Origin of the sequence: Sphingobium sp. BHU LFT2 (genome assembly GCF_018604485.1) — a bacterium.
Lineage (GTDB): Bacteria > Pseudomonadota > Alphaproteobacteria > Sphingomonadales > Sphingomonadaceae > Sphingobium > Sphingobium yanoikuyae_A.
The window spans coordinates 808,587-829,765 of the sequence record NZ_JAFCGW010000001.1 but is presented as its reverse complement, the minus strand read 5'-3'; the positions used below and the strand labels follow the sequence as shown (position 1 = coordinate 829,765).

Sequence of the window (21,179 nt, the reverse complement as noted above, 5' to 3'; positions counted from 1 at the left end):
CCTGCCTCTATGCTTCCCCCAGGGGAAATGGGCCAGCTTGCCTCAACAAGTTTGGCCATGCCCGCGCGCGCTGCGGCGCACAAGATATTATTGCTGTTTCATGTCTTTTACGTCTTTTATTGTTGCTACGACGCAACAAGGTGCGCGACTGGGTTCGCCGGATGTGCGATGTATCTATATGATAAGGCGTGACTATTCGGATGTTCGAACGCTGTCGCGGTCGCTCAGGACGGGGAATGGTCCGAAATGCCGGGCTCATTCATTGCTGGATCATGTCTGTCCTGCGGCTGCCGCAATTCGATGATCTGGCGCGGATAGGGGACGATGATGCCCTGTGCCTTGAACTTGTCCAGCACCCGCATCAGCACGTCGGAGGTTACCCCGCCCACGCCATTTTCCGGATCGTTGATCCAGACGCGGATCTCATGCTCCAGCCGATATTGGCCGAGCGCGGTCAGCCATACCTTGGGCTCGGGATGCTTGAGCGCGCGCGGGCTTTCCTCGGCCGCTTCCAGCATCAGTTGCTGGGCCAGCGCGATGTCGCTGTCATTACTGATCCCCACCGGGATGCGGACGCGGATATTGCGGTCGGAATAGGACCAGTTCTCCACCTCCTGCGTCATCAGATTTTCGTTGGGGATGAGATGCTTCTTGCCGTCGCGGGTGATGATCGACACGGCGCGCACGCCGATCTTGCTGACCCAGCCGAAACTGTCGCCGACCGCGATCACGTCACCCGGCTTGATCGACCGGTCCATCAGCAGGATGATGCCGGCGATCAGATTGCCGACCGTCTTCTGCAGGCCGAAGCCGACTGCCAGGCCCAGCGCCCCGGAAAAGACGGTGAAGGCGGTGAGGTCGATGCCCAATATGTCGATGCCGATGAAGAAGGCGGCGATGATGACGGCGATGCCGGCCAGCTTCTGGCCCAGCAATTTCTGGGTCGGGTCGAGATCGGGCGCCTTCTGGATGCTGCGCCGGATCAGCCGGTTGGCAAGGCGGATGCCGGCAAGCAACGCGACCAATGTCGCCGCAACCGACAATAGGTCGAGCAGGCTGATCCGCCGCTTGCCGAGCGTCAGCGCGACATCGTCGAGCATCGAGCCTACCGGCGCGATGCCGCCGCTGCTGCCCGATATCACCATGACGAACAGCAGCAGGGCGAGCGGGGTAATCGCCCAGCGCGGGAAGCTGAGCGCCTGCAGCAGATGCAGCGCGAACAGGGCGACGGCGAGGGCGAGCGCGGCGCCCAGGATCAGATGGGCGATGCTGTCCGCCGGCCACAGCGCCAGTGCCGTCGCGAACAGCGGCGCGCTGATCGCATGGCGCAGCATCGGGCGGACATGGGTGGATGCCAGTTCGCTGAGGGCAGGCAGGCGCTCGCGGATGCGCGGGGCCAGCAGCCGCGCCAGGCCATAGGCCATGGCATGGAGCAGCAGCGCGATGCCGACCGCAATCAGCGGCTGGGTGATGTCCGCATCGCCCGGCAGCCGGGCCAGCCATGCGGACAGCTGCCTCATCCGCGTGCCGCCCGGAAACGGGCGAGGCCGGCGTCGAGATCGGCGATCAGGTCGGCGGGATCCTCCAGCCCGATCTGCAGCCGGATGACTGGCCCTTCGGCTTCCCATTGGGTTGCGGTGCGATAGCGGGCCGGATCGACCGGCAGGGCCAGGCTCTCGAACCCGCCCCAGCTATAGCCGATGCCGAAATGGGCGAGCCCGTCGATCAGCGCGGCGCGCGCCGCTTCGTCGCCGCCCCGCAGCACGAAGCTGAACAGGCCGGTCGAGCCGCTGAAATCGCGCGCCCACAATTCATGGCCGGGGCAATCGGGCAGAGCGGGATGCAGCACGCGGGCAACGTCGGGCTGGTCCTTCAACCACTGCGCGATCTGCAGTGCGCTCGCCTGATGCTGGGCCAGGCGGACGCCCAGCGTGCGCAGGCCGCGGCTGGCGAGCCAGGCATCGTCGGGACTCGTCATCTGGCCGAACAGATAGGCGGACTGGCGGACCTTCGGGAACAGCGCCGGCGTGGCGGTGACCGATCCCATCATCACGTCGCTATGGCCGACAATATATTTGGTGCAGGCGAGGATCGCGATGTCCACGCCATGGGCCAGCGCCGGGAAGAAGAGCGGCGTCGCCCAGGTATTGTCGAGCAGGGTGACGATGCCGCGGTCGCGCGCGATGGCGGTGATCGCCGGCACGTCCTGCACCTCGAAGGTCAGGCTGCCGGGGCATTCCAGGAAGATGGCGCGGGTGCGATCGGTCAATAGATCGGCGATGCCGGCGCCGATGGTCGGATCATAATAGAACGTCTCGACGCCGAAGGGCTTCAGCACCTGTTCGCAGAAATTGCGGGTCGGGTCATAGGCGCTGTCGACCATCAGCAACTGGTCGCCCGGCCGCAGCACCGCCATCAGCGCGCAGGCGATCGCCGCCACGCCCGAGGGGAAGAGCATCGTGCCCTCCGCGCCCGGCTCCATCTCGGTCAGCGCATCGGCCAGGCTCCAACTGGTCGGCGTGCCCTTGCGCCCGTAGAAGAGCCGTTCATGCGTGCTGCTGCCCGCCGCCTTCCGCAGATGGGCGACATCGTCATAGAGGATGGTGGACGCGCGCCACACGCCCGGACTGACGATCGCACCGGGTTGCCCCGGCATGCCGGTCCAGTCGGCGCGACGGCCGGCCTGCGCCAGCTTCGTCAGCGGCCTTCTGCTGTCCTCGCTCATGCGGCCGGCCCGGTCGCCTTGGGCGTGGCGGGATCGAACCCCCATTCCGACCAGCTGCCGTCATAGAGGCTGACGTCGCGCTTCCCGAGCGTTTCGAGCGCGGCGAGGATGATCGCCGCGGTGACGCCACTGCCGCAGGTGGTGATGATCGGCCGGTCGAGATCGGTGCCGGCGTCCAGCAGCAGGCGGCGCAGTTCCTCGCCCTGCTTCAGACTGTTGTCGGCGGCGAAGAAGGCGGAGGAGGGGATGTTGCGGCTGCCGGGGATATGGCCCGACGCCATGCCGGGGCGCGGTTCGGCCTCGGCGCCGGTGAAGCGCCCCGCGCCGCGCGCGTCGAGCAGTTGCGCGGTGCCGCTGTCGAGATTGGCGAGGATGTCCGCCTTGCTACGCACCTGCGTCCGGTCGAGCCGGGCGACGGCGTTGCCCGGCGCCATGGCGGGCGTGCCGCTGTTTACCGGGCGACCTTCGGCAACCCATTTGGGCAGGCCGCCGTCCAGGATCGCAGCCGATGCGCCCAGGCCATAGACGCGCATCATCCACCAGCCGCGCGCGGCGCTGTGGGTGGGGCTGTTGTCGTAGACGACGATGCGGCTGTCGGCATTGACGCCCAGCGCCTGCATGCGCTGCGTCATCAGCGCGTCGGGCGGCAACTGGCCCGGCACCGGATCGGCGGGATCGCTGAGGCTCGGCAGGTCCATATAGGCGGCGCCGGGAATATGGGCCGTGTCGAACTCGGCGCGCGGGTCGCGCGGCGTGCCGGGCAGGAACAGGCTGGCGTCGAGAATGACGAGATCGGGCTTGCCGATTTCGCCGGCCAGCCAGTCGGTGGAAACGAGAATGTCCATGCGGCCCCTTTTGCCTTGTCCGGCAGGCACTTTAGGAGCGCCTGGCCGGACAGGAAAGGGAAATGCTCAGGCCGGCGGCACTTCGGCGGCGGCGCGGGCGGCCGGCCGGCGAAATTGGCGCGGCCCCTGGTCGAGGCGGAAGGGCGACAGGCGCTCGGCGGGCGGATCCTGTTCCTGGCCGACGATGAAGGCGCGACCGGTGCGGCCGGTACCTTCGGGCGCTTCCTCATCCTCGCCCCAGCGATAATGGGCGTCGAAGGCGGCGATCGGCACCAGCAGCGACCGTTCGCCCATCGTCACCGGCACGATCTCGTCCTGGGCCAGGCGCAGCTCGTTGGTCATGCGCACGGTTTCGCCCGGCGCGATCGAGACGATCGAATGCAGCGGCATGCCGGTCTCGCCACCGAAGAAATGGCGCAGCAACGCATCCTGCTGCGCGCCCGCATTGCCCAATATGCCGCGCACCATGATGTCGCGGGCCGGGCGATCGCCGCGATTGTGGAGCAGCAGCGTGTAGCCGATGGTCACTCCGATCAGCGAGGAGCGGGCGAGGCTGATGTCGAGGCCGAGGTCGATCCAGGGGCGATCGCCGGCGTCGCTGGCCGGCGCAGCTGCCACGGGTTCGGGGGCAGGGGCTGGCGTGGGCGCCGGAATGGGCGCGGGAGCAGGGGCCGGAGCCGGAGCGGGCGGCGCAACGGGGGCAGGGGCTGGTCGGGGCGCTGCCGGGGGTGGCGCGCTTGCCGGCACGGCGTCGACGTCCGCCGCCGCACGACGGCGCCGCATCAGCAGGAAGCCGGCGATCACCGCCAGCGCGGCGATGGCGGCGGCGATCCAGGGCCAGCTCAGCCCCTGCGCTTGGGTTTCCGGCGCGGGTTCGGCAGTGGTGACGCTGTTGTCGGCCGTGACCGGCTCGGGCGCGGGCAGAACGGCCGGAGGCGGCGTTTCCACCGCGTTGGCGGCATTGTCCGGCTCCGCCACAGCGGGCGCCGGGCTGGGCTGTGCGGGCGTGGCGTCGCGCGCGGCCGGGCGTTCGGCCGGGGTAGGGGCGGGCGTCGTGCGCGGTGTTTCGGTGCGCGTCGGCGCTGGCGTCGGTGTCGGGCGCTGCGGTGCGGGGGCAGGCGTGGGCGTGCGCTGGGTCGGCGCCGGCGTCACCGTGGGGGCTACGATCGGCGGCAGCGACGGAGTGGGCGTCGGGGTCGGCGTTGCCGTGCCCCGGAACACGTCCAGTTCCGGGCCTTGACGGCGCGGGTCATCGGCCGGCGGCGGCGGCGCGGCGCGCTGCAGATTGACGACCGGATCGCTGCCGGTGGCTTGCTGTGCCAGCGCGGGCGTGACTGCCAGTAGCGGCAGGGCGGAAAAGAACAGACGCATAGACCCCATGGCCCTGCCAAGGCAGAAATTTTGCTGAACGCCAGATGAACGGATGGCCTTGCGCGCCGGACCGATGACAAATTGCGTGTAATCGACTACATGCGCCCTCATGACCGATACCCCGCTCCATCTCGGCCGCGCCAGCACCCTGCCGCAGCGGCCCGAGGACGCCGTCCTCGACTATGTCCCCAATCCCCGTCCGGGCAAGCCCTATCTGGTGCGCTTCACGGCGCCCGAATTCACCTCGCTCTGCCCGGTGACTGGCCAGCCCGATTTTGCGCATCTGGTGATCGACTATGCGCCCGGCGCGACAATCGTCGAATCCAAGGCGCTCAAGCTGTTCCTGGGCAGCTTCCGCAACCATGCCGGCTTCCACGAGGATTGCACCGTCGGCATCGGCGAGCGGCTGTTCACCGAAATGCAGCCGATCTGGCTGCGCATCGGCGGTTACTGGTATCCGCGCGGCGGCATCCCGATCGACGTCTTCTGGCAGTCGGGCGAACCGCCCGCCGGCCTGTGGCTGCCGCCGCAGGACGTGCCGGGCTATCGCGGCCGCGGCTGAACCATACAGCCGTTCGTTTCGAGCTTGTCGAGAAACAGAGGCGCTTTTCGCTTCTCGACTCGACCGGGCTCGAAGCGAACGGAGGAGGGCGCTGGCTGGCCTTCTTGTTGGACGAACGCGCAACAGGCTTCGACCAACGACATTCTCTTGCGGATAGTTCACTTGACCCTCCGCGGGAAAGGGCCGATCCGGTTTACATGTTGCGCGTGACTATGTCTCATTGCGCCATCCAAGCCGTATCGGAGTTCCTTCCCCCATGCCCTTGTCGAAAATCCTGCCGTTCCTGATGGCGGCCGCGCCGCTGGCGATCGCCGCGCCCGCGCTGGCCCAGACCGCGCCTGCCGGTCCCGCCGCCGGCGTCACCACCCAGCTGCCCCGTGGCGCCGCACCCAGCCATTATGGGATCGAAGTGACGCCCGATGCGGCGAACCTCAAATTCACCGGCAAGGTAACGATCGACGTCACTGTCGCCGCCGCCATGCCGGCGCTGGTGCTCAACGCGGCCGACCTGACCGTCTCCAGCGTCACCCTGACCCCGGCCAAGGGCAAGGCGATCACCGGTACGGCGAAGGTCGATGCCGATGCCCAGACCGTCAGCCTCGACTTCGGCAAGCCGGTGCAGCCGGGCAGCTACAAGCTGACCATGGTCTATGCCGGCATCATCAACAGCCAAGCGAACGGCCTGTTCGCGCTCGACTATACCGACAATGCGGGCGCCGCGAAGCGCGCGCTCTTCACCCAGTTCGAGGCGCCCGACGCCCGCCGTTTCGTGCCGAGCTTCGACGAGCCGAGCTACAAGGCGACGTTCGATCTCTCTGCCGTGGTGCCGGCGGACCAGCTGGCGGTCGGCAATATGCCGGTCAAGGCGACCAAGGACATCGGTGGCGGGAAAAAGCTGGTGACCTTCGGCACCAGCCCCAAAATGTCGTCCTATCTGCTCTTCTTCGGCCTGGGCGAACTGGATCGCGCGACCAAGATGGCGGGCAATACCGAAGTCGGCGTCATCACCGGCCGGGGCAATACCGGCAAGGCGCAGCTGGCGCTCGACGCGTCGGCCGCGATCCTGCCCTATTATAACGATTATTTCGGTGTGCCCTTCCCGCTGCCCAAGCTCGACAATGTCGCGGGTCCGGGCCAGAGCCAGTTCTTCAGCGCGATGGAGAATTGGGGCGCGATCTTCACCTTCGAGCGCACCCTGCTGGTCGATCCGCGCTTCACCTCCGAAGAGACCAAGCGCGCCATCTATGAAGTGGCCGCGCATGAAATGGCGCACCAGTGGTTCGGCGATCTCGTCACCATGGCCTGGTGGGACGATCTGTGGCTGAACGAGGGTTTTGCGAGCTGGATGGCGACCAAGGTCACCGACAAGCTGAACCCGGAATGGGAAGCCCTGCTGTCGCGCGTCGATGGCCGGGAGCGGGCGATGAGCCTCGACGCGCTCAAGACCACCCACCCGGTCGTGCAGAAGATCACCACCGTCGATCAGGTGAACCAAGCCTTCGACGCCATCACCTATCAGAAGGGTGAGGCGGTCATCACCATGCTCGAAGGCTATGCCGGCGAGGATGCGTGGAAGGCGGGCATCCAGTCCTACATGAAGCAACATGCCTATGGGAACACCGTCACCGACGATCTGTGGAAGGCGGTCGAGGGCGCGGGTGCCAAGGGCCTGGTCAGCATCGCGCATGATTTCACCAGCCAGCCGGGCATCCCGCTGGTCAAGGTGGAGAGTGCCCAGTGCCAGGGCGGCAACACCATCCTGACGCTGAGCCAGGGCGAATATAGCCGCGACGCCAAGGACAAGACCCCGCTCAAGTGGAATGTGCCGGTCAAGGCGCAGGTACAGGGCGGCGAGGCGCAGCGCCTGATCCTGCAGGGCAATGGCCAGATCACGCTGCCGGGTTGCGGCGCCTATGTCATCAATGCGGGCCAGACCGGCTATTATCGCTCGCTCTATCCCGCCGCCAATATCCAGGCGCTGGCCAAGGGCTTCAGCCAGTTGTCCAGCATGGACCAGACCGGCCTGATGGCGGACAATTTCCAGCTGGCGCTGGGCGGATACCAGCCGATCGGTCTGGCGCTCGACCTGGTCGACGCCGTGCCGGTCAATGGCAGCCCGGCGGTGCTGGCCGAAGTGCCCGGCTATTTGAAGAGCAGCTATGACATGCTGGAGGGTGATGCCGCCGCCCAGGCGAAGGTTGCGGCCTATGCCTCGGCCAAGCTGACCCCGGCGCTGACGGCCATCGGCTATGATGCCAAGGCCGGCGAAGGGCCGCAGGTGCCGGTGCTGCGCACCAGCCTGGTCGCGACGCTGGGCAGCATGGGCGACAAGGGCGTGGTGGCAGAGGCCAACCGCCGCTTCGCCGCGCTGGCGACCAACCCGGCCGCGCTCGACGGGCCGCTGCGCAATGTCTGGCTGGGCATCATCGCCCAGAATGCCGACCAGGCGACCTGGGACAAGCTGCGCGTGATGGCCAAGGGCGCGCAGAGCGACCTCGAAAAGAGCACGCTCTACGCGCTGCTCGGCAAGGCGAAGGACGAGAAGCTGGGCAGCCAGGCGCTGGATCTCGCCTTGACCGACGAGCCGGGCAAGACCACCAGCGCCGCGATCATCGGCCAGGTGGGCGTCGCCCATCCGATGCTGGCGGTCGACTATGTGCTGGCGCACAAGGCGCAATATGAGGCGCTGATCGACGTGTCGGCCCGCAGCCAGGCGCTGGCCCGTCTGGGCGGCGGATCGGCCGACCCGGCGATGGTGACCAAGCTCGACGCCTATGCGACCCAATATCTGACGCCGGAATCGCGCAAGGTGGTCGACCGCTCGATCGCCGCGATCAAGACCCGGATCGAGACGCGCAGCCGCCTGAAGGCGCCGACCGCGGCCTGGTTCGCGGCGAAGAAATAAGGGCATGGGGCGGCGGAGCGATCCGCCGCCCTTTCCAAATGGGAAGAGCATGAATCAGACGGAACCGCGGGTCGGATGCGGCGCGGCGATCCTGCGCGATGGCAGGTTGCTGCTGGTGCAGCGACGGCGGGAGCCAGAGGCCGGGCATTGGGGCCTGCCGGGCGGCAAGGTCGACCTGTTCGAGACGATGGCCGCCGCGGCCGAGCGCGAGATTTTCGAGGAGCTGGGCCTGACGATCAGGGCGCAGAATTTGCTGTGCCTGACCGACCAGATCGATGCGGAGCGCGGCACGCACTGGGTCGCGCCAGTCTATCTGGTCGAGCATGCGCAGGGCGAGCCGGTGGTGATGGAACCCGAAGCGCTGGCGGCATGTGGCTGGTTTGCGCTGGATGCGCTGCCGCAGCCGCTGACCCTGTCGACACGGGTGGCGCTGGCCGCCTTGCAAGCGCGGTAGAATAAGGAAGGGCGGCATCGCGGCCGCCCTTTCCGGTTTCGATCAGTTCGGTAGGTTCAATGCCTTGGCGATATCGTCCCAGGCGACCAGCTTGAAATTCTGCGCCGCCGCCGCGTTGTGGCCATCCTGCGCAATGAACAACCCACCGGGATAGGCCGGGCCGAAATCGCCCAGCATCAGTTCGATGCCGTCGGTTTCCTCCGACCCGCCAATCGCGCCATCGACGACGCGGAAGCGACCGACATAGGCGTCGTCGGACAGGCGATAGGCGACATAGGCATTGTCACCCTGGCTGGAGACGAGGACATAGCCGTCCTTCTCGCCGATCGCGGCGATGGCGACGCCTTCGGCATCCATGACCAGATTCTTGCCGTCGGCCGACGCGATCTTGGTGGGCGTGGTGGCGCCAGATGCGCGCGCGTCGAAGCGCCACAGGCCGACATCTTCCTCCGCGACATAGAGGATGCCGGTGCGATCATCCACGGCGCAGCCTTCCGACTGGGTGCCAAGCTTCATGCTGCGGACGATCCTGCCGGTGGGCGTGGCGCCGGATGCCTCGATCGCGACCTGATTGATCGTCCCGTCTTTCAGCACGATGAAGGCGTAGGTCGCCTCCGGCGCCTTGTACAGGCAGATGCCATAAGCCTCTCCCTTGCCGGCATCGACCTTGCCGAGGGCTGTCAACTTCGCTGTCACGCTGTCGAGGCGGAACAGGGCGAGCTTGGCGTTGGCGACATCGTTGCGGTCCGACGCCACGACCAGGATTCCGGTCCGGCCGTTCACCGCTACGCCGTCGCGCAGATCGACATTGTTGACCCGGCCGGCGTCCAGGAAATCGCGCGTCTTGCCGTCCAGGCCATAGACATAGAGGCCGGCCTTCTTGTCGGTGCCGACGATCAGGCTGGCGGCCGGGTTGGCGGCATTGCGCCAGATCGCCGGATCATCCGCCGCGTCGGCATTGGGCGTGCCGACCGGGGTGGTTTCGCCGCGTGCCGTGACATTCACGGCGGGCGTGGCGTTGGCGATGCGTACTTCGACCGGCACTTCCGTTTCGGTGGTGGTGCAGGCGGCCAGCGTGAGAAGGCTGGTGAGCGGCAGGGCTAAGGGCTTCATCATGATATTCCTCACTTGCCGCGCGCGACGCATTTGCCGCCGTCGGGACCAATGTTTCCGGTGCAGGTGCGCACGGCAATGGTGGGCTCGCTGGTGTCGGTCAGGTGATTGCCATCCGCGCGCTTTGTGAGGTCGAAACCGTCATAGAGCTTACCCGACGCGGTATAGGTACGGAATTTCAGGCGATCGCCATCCACGTCCACGATCTGATAGAGTTCGGTCGCTTCGGCGGTCTTGTCCGGCTGGGTACGGGCCCGGTCGTTGAGGCCATACATTTTGGAGCCGGTGACCGAGACGAGATAGACCGGCCCCTGGATCGCGCCATTGGCCCGCGCCTGCGCCGATGCCTCGCGCCCGGCTTCGGAGGTCAGGCGGCTGTAGCAATGGTCATGGCCCTGCAGCACCAGATCGACCTTGCGCTTGTCGAACACCGGCTTCCACGCGGCCTTCACCTCGGAAGTGTCCTGCGGCCGGGCGCAGGTGAAGACGGGCTGGTGGAACAGCACGACATTCCATTTCGCCTTGCTGGACGCGAGAGTGGCGTCCAGCCACTGCGTCTGCTGCGCCATGGTGCCAAGGTCGATCGCCGACGTGCCATCCAGCACGATGAAGCGCACCCCCTCATAATCGACATAATAGGTGGTCTTGAGGCCCGGCACGCCATTGGCGGGCAGCGCAAACTGCAGCGGGAAATAGGGGCCGAGCGTGCGGCTTTCGCTGCCGTCGGGCTTCACCACATCGACATATTCATGATTGCCGGTGGCGGGCAGTTGCGGAACGATCGACCAGTTATAGCTGCCGGCCTGGTTGAACTCGCCCCATTCGTCGTCATGGTCGAGGTCGTCGCGCTGCGCGGCCAGATCGCCGGCATGGGCGACCAGCTCGATCCCGCCATTGGCGTGGAAGGCCTGGCGGATGACGCGGCTGGCATAGGTCAGGATGCCGTTCTGGATGTCGCCCAGATAGAGGAAGCGGAAGGGTTTTGCCACGGCCGCCGCCGTGCGGAATTGCAGCCACTCGCTCCAGCCCGCGCTGCCCTTCAGCCGATAGGCATAGACGGTATCGGGCGTCAGATTGTCGAACCGGATCTGGTGATAGAGGGCCGGGCCATTGGCGCTGTCCTTGCGCGTGCCGATGGGGCCGGTCACGGTCCTGGCCTTCTCCTCCAGCGTCGGGCCGTCGACGGAGATGGCGATCTGCGCTTCGCTGGCGGTCTGGGCGGCATCGGTGCGCCAGGCGACGGCCATGCCGCGCGAAGGATCGGCGGCGGGCGTCAGCATGATCCGGTCGGGCAGGGTGCGTGCCGCATAGGGCGTGCCGGCGGAGCGGGGCACGGACGGGCTGGCGGCGGCTTGGGCGGAGAGCGGCGCGGCGCTCGCCATCAGCAGCATGGTCAGGAACAGTCGGGACATGGGCGTCCTTTCCGGGGAAAACGGGACTTGCCGGCCGCGCAAGGGCGCGACCGGCAAGCAGGGGACATCGAACGGGATCAGAAGCTGGCGGTGACGCCGAACTTCGCGGTCCAGTTATATTCCTCATATTGGAGCAGGCGCTTGGCACCGGCATAGTTCTGATAGGCGAAATAGGGCTCGTTGGTGGCGTTGATCCACTCGGCAAAGACCCGGACGCCCGGTGCGACGCGATATTTCGCGCTCAGGTCGAGCTGGAAATGATCGTCGACATAGCGATCATCCTCGGCCTTGCCGCCCAGCTCATCCAGATATTTGTCACGATAGGTGCCCGCGGCGCGCAGCGAGATCGGCCCCTTTTCGTAACCCAGGACGATGTTGAACGTGTTCTTCGACGAAGCGGCCAGCGGCACCTTGCGCGGATCGGCGATGTCGCCGTCGGTCAGCACCGTGCCCTTGGCATCGGTATAGGTGTAGTTGGCGTTCAGCAGCAGGCCGTCGAACGGTGCCGGCAGGAAGCTGAAGACCTGGCTGTAGGACAGTTCGAAGCCCTTGATCTTGGCCGTGTCGCCATTGATGTAGGTCGTCAGCTGATCATAATTGACGCCGTAGATCACGCCCGGCTCCTCGATCGTCTGTTCGACGACGAAGTCCTTGATCGACTTCCAGAAGAAGCCGCCGGTCAGCGCCGCGTTGGTGCCGAAATACCATTCGGCCGACGCGTCGATGTTCCAGGCGCTATAGGGCTTGAGGTTCGGGTTGCCGAGCGTCGCCTCGCCATCCTCGTTGATGTCGAAGCGCGGTGCCAGGTTGGACAATTTCGGACGGACCAGGCTCTTATAGCCGCCGAAGCGGAAGACCAGGTTGGTCACCGGCTCGTAGCGGACCGTCAGGCTGGGCAGCCAGTTGGTATAGTTGCGCACGAAGCGGGTCGGCGTGATCGTGATATCCTCGACCTCGTCGCCGGTCGCCAGCGTCTGGAAGGCGCGAATGTCGTTGCGGGTCTGCTCCATACGCACACCGGCAATGACGCGCAGCGTGTCGCTGTCCCAGCGGCCCATCAGATAGCTGGCGAGAATGTCCTCGGTCACCGAATAGTCGGACGTGGTCGAGTTGAGCAGCGTGTCGAACTCGTTCAGCTCGAAATTGGCCTGGTTGTCATAGAAGAAATTGGACGGGCCGGTGTGGCTGGGCAGCGGCAGAATGTCCTGGATGCGGTAGGTCTGCCCGCCGAGCACGTCGGCCAGCGTGTAATCGCCATCATAGCCGTCATAGACATCCGACTGGAGATTATAGCTCTTCTTGCGCCAGCGCGCCTTCATGCCGGTCTGGACGGTGAAGGTGCCGCCATCGGTGGCGAAGGCACGGCTGATGTCGCCCTTGATCGTATATTCGCGATCCTTCGAGTCCGACAGCGTGGTGCGTTCCAGCTCGTCAAACTCATAGTTGGAGGCGTCATAGAAGGCGTCGGTATTACCGGTGACCGTGTAACGCGGCTTCATCGGATTCGAATAGTCGAAGCCGACATTCACGCCATTTTCTTCGAAATCCGCCTGGAAGCGGGTCGGGTCGATCGAGCCATTTTCGCGCTCGCTGGCTTCCGACCAGCTACCCGAATAGGTCAGCTTCCAGGGGCCGGTATTGGTTTCACCGCCCAGGGTCAGAGACTTGATACGCTGCTTTTCGAAACGGTCCTTCATCCGGCGACGGACGCGGATGCGGTCGTCCTCATCGGAGAATTGCGCGCTGGTCGCGTCGCCCGATTCCGGTTCGCCGCTCATCTGGAAAATGATGTCGCCGCGATATTCCTGATCCTCGAACTGGCTGTAGAGGCCGCGCGCGTAGAGCTTGGTGGTGTCGGTGGCGAGCCAGTCGAGGCTGAGCGAGCCGCCCAGGCGCTTACGCTGGACGTCATAGTCGCGATACTGGAGCTCCTCGGCATAGGCGATGCCATCATCCGTCTGGTTCCAGTCGGCCGCCTCGATATTGTCGCTCTCGAACTTGCGCTTGTAATAGCTGAAGCCGCCGGCGATGCCGAAGCGATCGGTGATGCGGGTCGAGAAATCGACGCTGCCCTTGGGCGTCAGCGCGTCGGCATAGTCGTTATAGCTGCCTTCCAGCTTGACCGAATAGAGATCCTTCTTGCGGTCGAAGGCGCTGGTGGTCTGGATTTCGATCGAGGCACCGATAGTGTCGCCGTCCATGTCCGGGGTCAGCGACTTCTTGATCTCGATCGATTCGATCAGTTCCGAAGGGATGACGTCCAGCGCGACCGAGCGGACATCGCTTTCCGGCGCCGGCACGCGGGTGCCGTTGATCGACGCGGCGTTGAGTTCCGGATCGAGGCCGCGAACCGACACGAAGCGGCCTTCGCCCTGATCGTTCAGGATGTTGACGCCGGGCAGGCGGCGGATCGATTCTGCGACATTCTGGTCGGGGAACTGGCCGATCGCGTCGCGGGTCAGGACGCTTTCGACGCCGTCGGCAGCGCGCTGGCGCGAAAGCGTCGATGCCTGGTTGGCGACCTGGCCGACGACGATGATCGACGCATCGACGTGCGAGCCGATGCGGATGTCGGCATCGACATCGCCGGTGGCGGGCACGACGACGGTGGTGCGGACGGGATCGGCGCCGGTGTAGCGCGCTTCGATCGTGTAGGTGCCCGGTGCAACGTCGGGGAAGCGATAGGAACCGTCACGGCCGGCTTCGGCGATGCGGCCATTTTCAACGATGCGCAGCTGGGTCGACTGCAACGCGCGGGTGCCGGTGCCGTCGGACACGGTGCCGCTGATGGTGCCGGCCAGGGCGGCGACGGGCATGGCGGTGGCAAGGATGATCGCGGCGCGGCTCGCGCCACGGAACAAGGTCTTCATGGTAAATGCTCCCCTTCGGTTGGGGAGGCCATTGGCGATGAGTCCTTACGGCTTCATGGCAATATGATTGCAGTTAAAAGTCTGAAAAATGTAACTTATGTGACGTGATGCAGGGGCCACATTATGGGGCGCTCAGTCGCGCCGCGGGCTGCTGCGCCGGGACAGGCCGCCACGATGGTGCAGCCGGCCGCCTTTTTCCAGCCGAGCCATATGGTCGATGAAAAAGACGGCGCCGATACAAAGGGCGATGGCGATCAGAAATTCGGCGGGCATCAGAGTCTCTCCAGCCTTTGGGTGATGCTGGAGAATTAAACCGCCGGACATAGGGTTTCGAGCCGCAGGCCAGCCCATTCCCATTCTATTGTCGTAGGATTCTGAAGAATGGGGCGACCTGGCGTCGGTCACCCCATCTCATCTCGTCAGGCGAGCGGTGCGGTCGCCCAGTGGCGCAGGCGCGCATAAAGTGCGGCGATCACGCCGGCGAAAATCAGCACCGACAGCGGCACCGCCCAATGGCTTTCGCCGACCAGCGCCAGCGGCGCGTCGCTGTCGGTCGAAGCGACGATGCCGGCAAAGGCGACGCCGAACAGGCTTTCGCCGACGATGAAGCCGGTCGCCATCAGCACGCCCATGCGCTCGGCAAATTCCGGGTTCGCCTGGCGCAGCGACCAGCGATTGTAGAAATGGCCGATCACCGCGCCGACCGGGATCAGCAGCGTCAGCGCCATCGGCAGATAGATGCCCATGCCGACCGCGAGCGGGGGCAGGCGCATCTTGCCGGTCTTGCCGAGCAGTTCGTCCAGCGCGACCACGACCACGCCGATGCCGGCGCCGAAGCCGATCAGGCCCCAGTCGAGATCGCCGCCCAGCACGCCCTTGGCGAGCGCGGAAATGAGCGCGGCCTGCGGCGCGGGCAGGGCGGTCGCCTTGGCGCCGGGCGCGCCGGCAAAGCCGAAGGCGCTGTTCAGCAGGTCAAGCACCGGCGGGATCACCAGCGCGCCGAACAGCACGCCCAGCACCAGTGCGATCTGCTGCTTCCACGGCGTCGCGCCGACCAGCTGGCCGGTCTTCAGGTCCTGGAGGTTATCGTTGGAAATGGTGGCGACGCCGAACACGATCGCGGTGGTGAACAGGGCGTAGGCGATCAGCGCCTGGCTCTGTTCGGGATGGCCCGAGCCATAGATGGCGGCGAGGATCAGCGACGCGCCCAGCACCGCGAGGATGCCCACGCCCGAGATCGGGCTGTTCGACGCGCCGATAAGACCCGCCATATAGCCGCAGACCGACGCGATGACGATGCCGGCGACCAGGATATAGGCCAGCGTCAGGCCGATGATCGGCACCGGATTGGCGGCGATCGGCCCGCCCTGGGCAAAGATCCACAGCAGGACGGCGATCGGTACCAGCGAGGCGAGGATGGTGCCAAAGACGATGCCGATCGGCAGATCGCGTTCGGTGATGTCCAGCGTGCCGGCGTCGCCCGACTTGCGGACCTTGGCGGCGTTGAGGGCGGAGCGGATGCCGCTGATGATCGGGCCGAGGATCTTGAGCAGGGTCCAGATCGCGGCAATGCCGATCGTGCCGGCGCCGATGAAGCGGGCCTTCATGCGGAAGGTGGTGCCGACCAAATCGGCCAGGTCCGCGCCGGCAGGCAGGGGGCTGGTGAGATAGGGGACGATGCCGACCCAGCTGATGAGCAGGCCGACGAACATGGCGGCGCCGACGGAGATGCCGACCAGATGGCCGACGCCGATCAGCGCCATCGAGAAGCTGGTCGAGACCGAGCTGGCGCCCGCACCCAGCTTGAAGAAGGTGGCGGCTTCCTCGGCCAGGATCTTGGTCTTGGCGATGATCGAGAAGCCGGCGGCGGCGATCGAACTCATCACGATGGCGGCCAGGCCGCGCTTATTCTCTTCCAGGCCCTCGCGCGAACCGGCGCCGACCTTGAGTACTTCAGCGGCGGCGACACCCTCGGGATAGGGCAGGTCCGATCCGGTGACGAGCGCACGGCGCAGAGGCACCGAATACATGACACCCAATATGCCGCCCAGCGCGATGGTGCAGGCGGAAAGCCAGTAGGGGAAGCCCTGCCACCAGCCGATGATGACCAGGCCCGGCAGCACGAAGATGATCGCCGACAGCGTGCCGGCGGCCGATGCGATGGTCTGGACGATGTTGTTTTCCAGGATCGTGCCGGTCGCGAACAGGCGCAGCACCGCCATGGAAATGACGGCGGCGGGGATCGAGGTGGCGAAAGTCAGGCCGATCTTGAGGCCCAGATAGACATTGGCCGCGGTGAACAGCAGGGTGATGAGCGCGCCCAGGATGACGCCGCGTAGCGTCAGCTCCGCCATCGGCACGGCCTTGGCCGAATCGGTTGTCACTGCTCTTTTCCCTTCGCCAGTCGATCGATCAAGCGGCTGGTAATAATGTTGCTGGCGCTTGGATCAATCTTAAACTGGCCGGCAGGACGGTCAGGAATCGCGGCCGGCGCCCACGTCCGCCAGCACGGCATGGTCCAGATAGGCATCGACCAACCTGGTCCAGCGCTCGTAACCGCGCGGATTCATGTGCAAACCATCGGCACGGAACAGCGATGCATCGGGCAGGCCGTCGGTGGCGAGCAAGGGGCGGCCGACATCGAGATAATCGAACTTCATCGCCTTGCTGCGCGCCGAAACGGTCCTGTTGACCGCCGCCATCTGGGGCCAGAGCGTCCAGCGGATCGGGCTGGGCTTGAGCGAGAGATAGGCGATATGCGCCCTGGGATAGTCGGCGCGAAGCTGGCGGAGCAGGGTCAGCACGTCGGTAGCGACCTTGTCCGGCGTGGCGCCGGCGGCCAGGTCATTCTCGCCGACATAGACGATGATCGAGCGTGGCTTGGCCTTGGGCAGCAGCCGCTTGTAATAATGCAGCACGTCGGGCGTGGTCGCGCCGCCAAAGCCGCGATTGACCGTACCGATATCGGTGAAGCTGCCCTTGATGTCCCACAGGCGGATGCTGGAACTGCCCAGGAACAGCGTGGCGTCGGCGACTGGCGGTCCGGCCGCTTCCGCCTTCGCAAAGGCGGCGATCTCGTTGGAGAAAGGGAAGGTCGGGTCGGCATTGGGAACCGCGACCTTGTCCGGGGCCGGGGCCTGCGTTGGCAGCGGGGCAGCCTGCAAGGGGCCGGCTGCGGCGAGCAGCAGGGCAAGGCCCAGCGCCGCCCGCCGGTGCGGCTCAGTGCCGGTGGCGCGGGCGCAGCTGATATTTGCCATCCGCATAATCGCCGAATAGGCCGGTGATCGCGGGGTGATCGACCGGTTCCTCGCTGTCGTCGGCCACCAGATTCTGCTGGCTGACATAGGCGACATAACTGTTTTCGCCATTTTCGGCGAGCAGGTGGTAGAAGGGCTGCTGCTTGTCGGGCCGGGCATGTTCGGGGATGGATTCATACCATTCCTCGCTGTTGGCGAAGACCGGGTCGATGTCGAACACCACGCCGCGAAAGCCGAAGCTGCGATGCTTGAGGACATCGCCGATGCTGAAGCGGGCATGGACGACCGGCGGGGCGGTGATGCCGGTACCGATATTCTGAATCGTGACTTTCATATGACCAATTTAGGGTGCCCGCGCAGGGAGACAAGAAAAATACCGAAAAGGGTGCTTGGCAAGGATGGAATCATTCGCTAATGGGCGCCCCTCGACCCGATCGGTGCGGCATTTTTCCTTGCGGTTCAATGCTTCCGGTCTTCTGCGGAGAGGTGGCAGAGTGGTCGAATGCACCGCACTCGAAATGCGGCGTGCCCGTGAGGGTACCGAGGGTTCGAATCCCTCCCTCTCCGCCAGATACCCCTATTCAAACCATTTCAAATAGCATCAAAGGGGCTGATTTCAGCCATCCTTCCTGTTATGTTCTCTCTCATGTTCTCTCACCCGTCAGCGTCCAAACGCGGGGTATCAGGGGGCATGATCTGGGGTATCAAATTCAGGATCGGGGTATCGATGCTAACCGACGCTCAGGCGCGAAAGGCGGCGCCGAAGGACAGGCCATACAAGATGGCCGATTCTGGCGGCCTCTATCTCTACGTCGCGCCGACAGGTCTGCGGTCGTGGCGCATGAAGTTCCGCTTCCAGGGGCAGGAGAAGCTGCTGACGTTCGGCCCCTACCCCGACGTGTCCCTGTCGGAGGCGAGGCAGAAGCGCGACGACGCGCGCCGCCAAATCCGCGATCATGTCGACCCGTCCGGCGCCAGGGCGAAAGCCAAGGCTGTGAAAGAAGCCGAGCGGCTGGAGCGGGCGGGCAAGCTATCGTTCGAGGAGGTCGCTCGCGCATGGCACGAACTGCAGGCGCCACGTTGGGCACCAGTGCATGCTGATGACGTGATCAACAGCCTAATCCGCGACGTCTTCCCCCACCTGGGCGAACTGGCGCTGGATGAGATCGATGCGCCCACGGTGCTGGGGACGCTGAGGAAGGTGGAGGGCCGCGGATCGATCGAGACCGCACGGCGCCTGCGGCAGCGCATATCGTCGGTCTTCTGCTATGCCATATCGGAGGGCATCGCCAAGGACGATCCTGCCGCGATCGTGACGAAGGCGCTCAAGCCCCTGCCCAAGAAAGGCAAGCAGCCGGCGCTGACCGACCTCGCGGACCTTCGCGGCGTTCTCGTCGCGGCAGAGGCATCGGGCGCGTCACCGGTCACGAAGCTAGCCTCCCGCCTGCTCGCTCTGACCGCCGTGCGTCCGGCCGTCGTGCGGGGCGTGTCGTGGGAAGAATTTGAGGGCATCGACTGGACCGGCGATGCGGTCGGGCCGGGCTTGCCGATCTGGCGCGTGCCAGCCGCCCGGATGAAGCTGATCCTTGATCGAAAGGATGAGGAAAGCTTCGAGCACATCGTGCCCCTTCCCTGGCAGGCCGTCGATATCCTGCGAGAGGTGCGCCGGCTGACCGGTCGCGGAAGATTGGTATTTCCGGGCCAGCGGCATGCGCATCGCCCGTTGAGCGAGAACGCGATCGGCTATCTCTATAACCGGGTCGGATATCACGGCCGGCACGTGCCACACGGCTGGCGCGCGGCATTCTCGACGGTCATGAATGAACGCGCCGACCGAGTTTGGCGAGCAACCGGGCACCGGGGCGCATCGCCCGATCGGGCCATCATCGATCTGATGCTGGCGCACGTCCCCACCAACAAGGTGGAGGCCGCCTATAACCGGGCAGCCTATATGCCGCGACGACGCGAGCTGGCGCAGGAATGGGCCGACATGCTTATGGACGGCATGTCCCCTGCGGGCGCCCTACTGGATGGTCCTCGCCGGTAATCGATAGATCGTGCCGTGACCGATCGAACGTCGTTCAAGATTGGCGCAAGGGGAAGTCGGTAGCATATTAGTGCCTGCCGATTCGAGTTTGCTTCCTGAGGAGTGGCTTATGCCGTGGACTGCTTACGCTATCATTCCAATCGACTGGGCGTGGGAATTTCTGCCTACCGTTGAAGATATGGCGGCTCGGTTTGCGGCTTCCGATGCTGAGCACGTACTCGCCGACGCTACCGAATTTGAAGCTATGTATCATAGCGATTTCTGGAAGCATTTTGCGTTGGCAAAAAGGCTCGCTACTGAAGAGGGGTGGGAAGGAGATTTTGGTCGAGGCAGTCCCAGAGTGTTCTTCCTTCCGGACGAGAATACATTTGCATATGGGTTCGTCTGGAAGCAGTCGAACAATGGGACGACTTTTGTAGTTTCCCCCCAGCCGCTGACTTGGCTTGATAAATACACGTAAGCCTATTCGTCGCGCTTGAGCAGGTTTTTTCCACCCCAGGTTGCGAGCGCCACAAGCCCCGTCCAGAGGGTTCCTTTGACGAGGTCCTCAGTTTTCTTTGCATCGGTAAGTGTGAAGCCGAGCCATTTCCAGACTACATATAACGCCAGTCCTGCAAAGCCTGCGGCGAGGATAATAGCGATAGCGCCGACCGCACGAATGACCCAGGTTTCAACATCCGCCCATGCGGCCCGCCTCCGGTCTCGATGCGTCCGACGCAGGCCTTCCTCGTCTTCCGGTGACAAGCCTGCGACGGCGCGCGCAGCTTGTCCCATGGCTCGGTCGGACGTCCCTCTTAACCGATCCAGTTCGTGAGCGCCTTGTTCGGCGCCCTCAGACGGTAGCAGGGGTGGAAGCTCTGGCTGCATCAAGGATCTTGCGGATGATGGTCAGAAAATGTGGCCGGATGGTCTCATCAGGGATAATCTGGTCGCGGGCACCTTCTTGGTAAGTCATAGACCAAGGCGTCCCCGCCTCATGTGTCTTTTCCCGAAGCTGCCAGCCATTGAAGCGCTTATAGGCTGCCCACACCTTATCGAGAATCAGGCGGACATCGGCATCTGATTCTGGAATTTCCGGCACCGTCAGATCGAAGGTGTCCATATCGAATTCAGTGGCACGCTGGGTGATGGGTGACCGCCCAAAATGCTTGAACTCATCATATAGCGAACGGACAACCGGGCCATGTTGCCACGCCTGTATGTCCTCGTTGAACAGCTTTTTGCCGGTGAGTGCCAAATGCCAACCGTAAGCGATGTAGACGAGCTTCATCAGCTTGAGTTGATCCAACGTCCGGTTCTCATCCCGCGCTCGGTCAAGAAAGTAGTTGGCGATATGTTGCGGCGTGTACGTCATTGATCCCTTCGGCCAAACGAAACGCGAACAAAAAGCGAACCGTCGGATGCATACCACATAAGGATTGTTGGGGCCAGTGCAACTGCATGCGTCCTGTAGCGTCCTGTAGCGTCCTCATGCGGCGACATGACAACGTAGCGCACCAATGCGGACCGTAGAAGGCACTTTTCCGTATTGCGTTCAGTTAGGGCGTCGGTCAGTCGGTAATCATGTCGCTGCTCCTTGATTCTGGCGACGATGATGCTATCGCCACGGTGGATCCTG

Annotated in this window: 18 protein-coding genes and 1 tRNA gene; 7 read left to right on the top strand and 12 right to left on the bottom strand. The window is 64.8% G+C overall.

Annotated elements, in window-relative coordinates:
* Positions 1-224: 224 nt before the first annotated feature.
* The 4 genes from JQK15_RS04125 to JQK15_RS04110 form a co-directional block, all read right to left on the bottom strand.
* Positions 225-1,520, bottom strand: a complete 1,296-nt coding sequence (locus JQK15_RS04125; protein WP_214863627.1) for a mechanosensitive ion channel family protein — start codon at positions 1,518-1,520, stop codon at positions 225-227.
* A complete protein-coding gene (metC, locus tag JQK15_RS04120; protein ID WP_214863625.1) occupies positions 1,517-2,725 on the bottom strand; it encodes a cystathionine beta-lyase in 1,209 nt (402 codons plus the stop codon). The genes JQK15_RS04125 and metC overlap by 4 nt, the downstream gene beginning before the upstream one ends.
* Positions 2,722-3,570 carry a 3-mercaptopyruvate sulfurtransferase gene (gene sseA / locus JQK15_RS04115; RefSeq protein ID WP_214863623.1) on the bottom strand — a complete coding sequence of 283 codons (849 nt, stop codon included), beginning with the start codon at positions 3,568-3,570 and terminating at the stop codon, positions 2,722-2,724. Before sseA ends, metC begins: the two co-directional genes overlap by 4 nt.
* A gap of 66 nt (positions 3,571-3,636) precedes the next feature.
* Positions 3,637-4,941, bottom strand: a complete 1,305-nt coding sequence (locus tag JQK15_RS04110; RefSeq protein WP_214863979.1) for a hypothetical protein — start codon at positions 4,939-4,941, stop codon at positions 3,637-3,639.
* Positions 4,942-5,050: 109 nt separating this feature from the next.
* Here JQK15_RS04110 and queF point away from each other — a divergent pair, with 109 nt between their 5' ends.
* The 3 genes from queF to JQK15_RS04095 all read left to right on the top strand — a co-directional run bounded on the left by queF (position 5,051) and on the right by JQK15_RS04095 (position 8,862).
* Positions 5,051-5,503 (top strand): preQ(1) synthase, encoded by a 453-nt coding sequence (gene queF, locus JQK15_RS04105; RefSeq protein WP_004210067.1) that lies wholly within the window; start codon positions 5,051-5,053, stop codon positions 5,501-5,503.
* A gap of 256 nt (positions 5,504-5,759) precedes the next feature.
* On the top strand, positions 5,760-8,408 hold the full coding sequence (locus tag JQK15_RS04100; protein WP_214863620.1) for a M1 family metallopeptidase: 2,649 nt from the start codon (positions 5,760-5,762) through the stop codon (positions 8,406-8,408).
* Positions 8,409-8,457: 49 nt separating this feature from the next.
* A complete protein-coding gene (locus JQK15_RS04095) occupies positions 8,458-8,862 on the top strand; it encodes an NUDIX hydrolase (RefSeq protein ID WP_214863618.1) in 405 nt (134 codons plus the stop codon).
* A 42-nt stretch (positions 8,863-8,904) separates the two neighbouring features.
* Here the strand turns inward: JQK15_RS04095 and JQK15_RS04090 are convergent, their stop codons facing one another.
* From JQK15_RS04090 to JQK15_RS04080, 3 genes are all read right to left on the bottom strand, one after another.
* Positions 8,905-9,978 carry a phytase gene (locus tag JQK15_RS04090; RefSeq protein ID WP_502956781.1) on the bottom strand — a complete coding sequence of 358 codons (1,074 nt, stop codon included), beginning with the start codon at positions 9,976-9,978 and terminating at the stop codon, positions 8,905-8,907.
* 8 nt (positions 9,979-9,986) lie between these two features.
* Positions 9,987-11,387 carry a purple acid phosphatase family protein gene (locus JQK15_RS04085; protein WP_214863615.1) on the bottom strand — a complete coding sequence of 467 codons (1,401 nt, stop codon included), beginning with the start codon at positions 11,385-11,387 and terminating at the stop codon, positions 9,987-9,989.
* Positions 11,388-11,464: 77 nt separating this feature from the next.
* Complete coding sequence (locus JQK15_RS04080; RefSeq protein WP_214863613.1) at positions 11,465-14,257, bottom strand: TonB-dependent receptor; 2,793 nt, start codon at positions 14,255-14,257, stop codon at positions 11,465-11,467.
* Between the two features lie 174 nt (positions 14,258-14,431).
* Between JQK15_RS04080 and JQK15_RS04075 the strand changes: the two genes are divergently transcribed.
* Positions 14,432-14,569: a hypothetical protein gene (locus JQK15_RS04075; protein ID WP_214863611.1), complete on the top strand. Its 138-nt coding sequence runs from the start codon at positions 14,432-14,434 to the stop codon at positions 14,567-14,569.
* A gap of 107 nt (positions 14,570-14,676) precedes the next feature.
* Here the strand turns inward: JQK15_RS04075 and JQK15_RS04070 are convergent, their stop codons facing one another.
* The 3 genes from JQK15_RS04070 to hspQ form a co-directional block, all read right to left on the bottom strand.
* The gene (locus JQK15_RS04070) at positions 14,677-16,611 is read right to left on the bottom strand and encodes an OPT family oligopeptide transporter (protein WP_202600257.1); all 1,935 of its coding nucleotides are present in this window, start codon (positions 16,609-16,611) and stop codon (positions 14,677-14,679) included.
* A 120-nt stretch (positions 16,612-16,731) separates the two neighbouring features.
* A complete protein-coding gene (locus tag JQK15_RS04065; RefSeq protein ID WP_214863609.1) occupies positions 16,732-17,520 on the bottom strand; it encodes a GDSL-type esterase/lipase family protein in 789 nt (262 codons plus the stop codon).
* Positions 17,477-17,848, bottom strand: a complete 372-nt coding sequence (gene hspQ, locus JQK15_RS04060; RefSeq protein WP_004210078.1) for a heat shock protein HspQ — start codon at positions 17,846-17,848, stop codon at positions 17,477-17,479. The genes JQK15_RS04065 and hspQ overlap by 44 nt, the downstream gene beginning before the upstream one ends.
* Positions 17,849-17,994: 146 nt before the next feature.
* On the opposite strand from hspQ, the gene JQK15_RS04055 reads away from it, so the two are divergent.
* The 3 genes from JQK15_RS04055 (at position 17,995) to JQK15_RS04045 (ending at position 20,021) form a co-directional block, all read left to right on the top strand.
* Positions 17,995-18,084, top strand: a tRNA-Ser gene (locus JQK15_RS04055).
* A gap of 211 nt (positions 18,085-18,295) precedes the next feature.
* Entirely contained in the window at positions 18,296-19,561 is a 1,266-nt protein-coding gene (locus JQK15_RS04050; protein ID WP_353047181.1) for a tyrosine-type recombinase/integrase, read from the top strand.
* 109 nt (positions 19,562-19,670) lie between these two features.
* Positions 19,671-20,021 (top strand): hypothetical protein, encoded by a 351-nt coding sequence (locus tag JQK15_RS04045; RefSeq protein WP_214863607.1) that lies wholly within the window; start codon positions 19,671-19,673, stop codon positions 20,019-20,021.
* 2 nt (positions 20,022-20,023) lie between these two features.
* Here JQK15_RS04045 and JQK15_RS04040 read toward each other — a convergent pair whose 3' ends face one another.
* Both JQK15_RS04040 and JQK15_RS04035 read right to left on the bottom strand, forming a co-directional pair.
* Positions 20,024-20,335 carry a hypothetical protein gene (locus JQK15_RS04040; protein WP_214863605.1) on the bottom strand — a complete coding sequence of 104 codons (312 nt, stop codon included), beginning with the start codon at positions 20,333-20,335 and terminating at the stop codon, positions 20,024-20,026.
* A gap of 58 nt (positions 20,336-20,393) precedes the next feature.
* The gene (locus JQK15_RS04035; RefSeq protein ID WP_214863603.1) at positions 20,394-20,915 is read right to left on the bottom strand and encodes a Panacea domain-containing protein; all 522 of its coding nucleotides are present in this window, start codon (positions 20,913-20,915) and stop codon (positions 20,394-20,396) included.
* Positions 20,916-21,179: the final 264 nt, after the last annotated feature.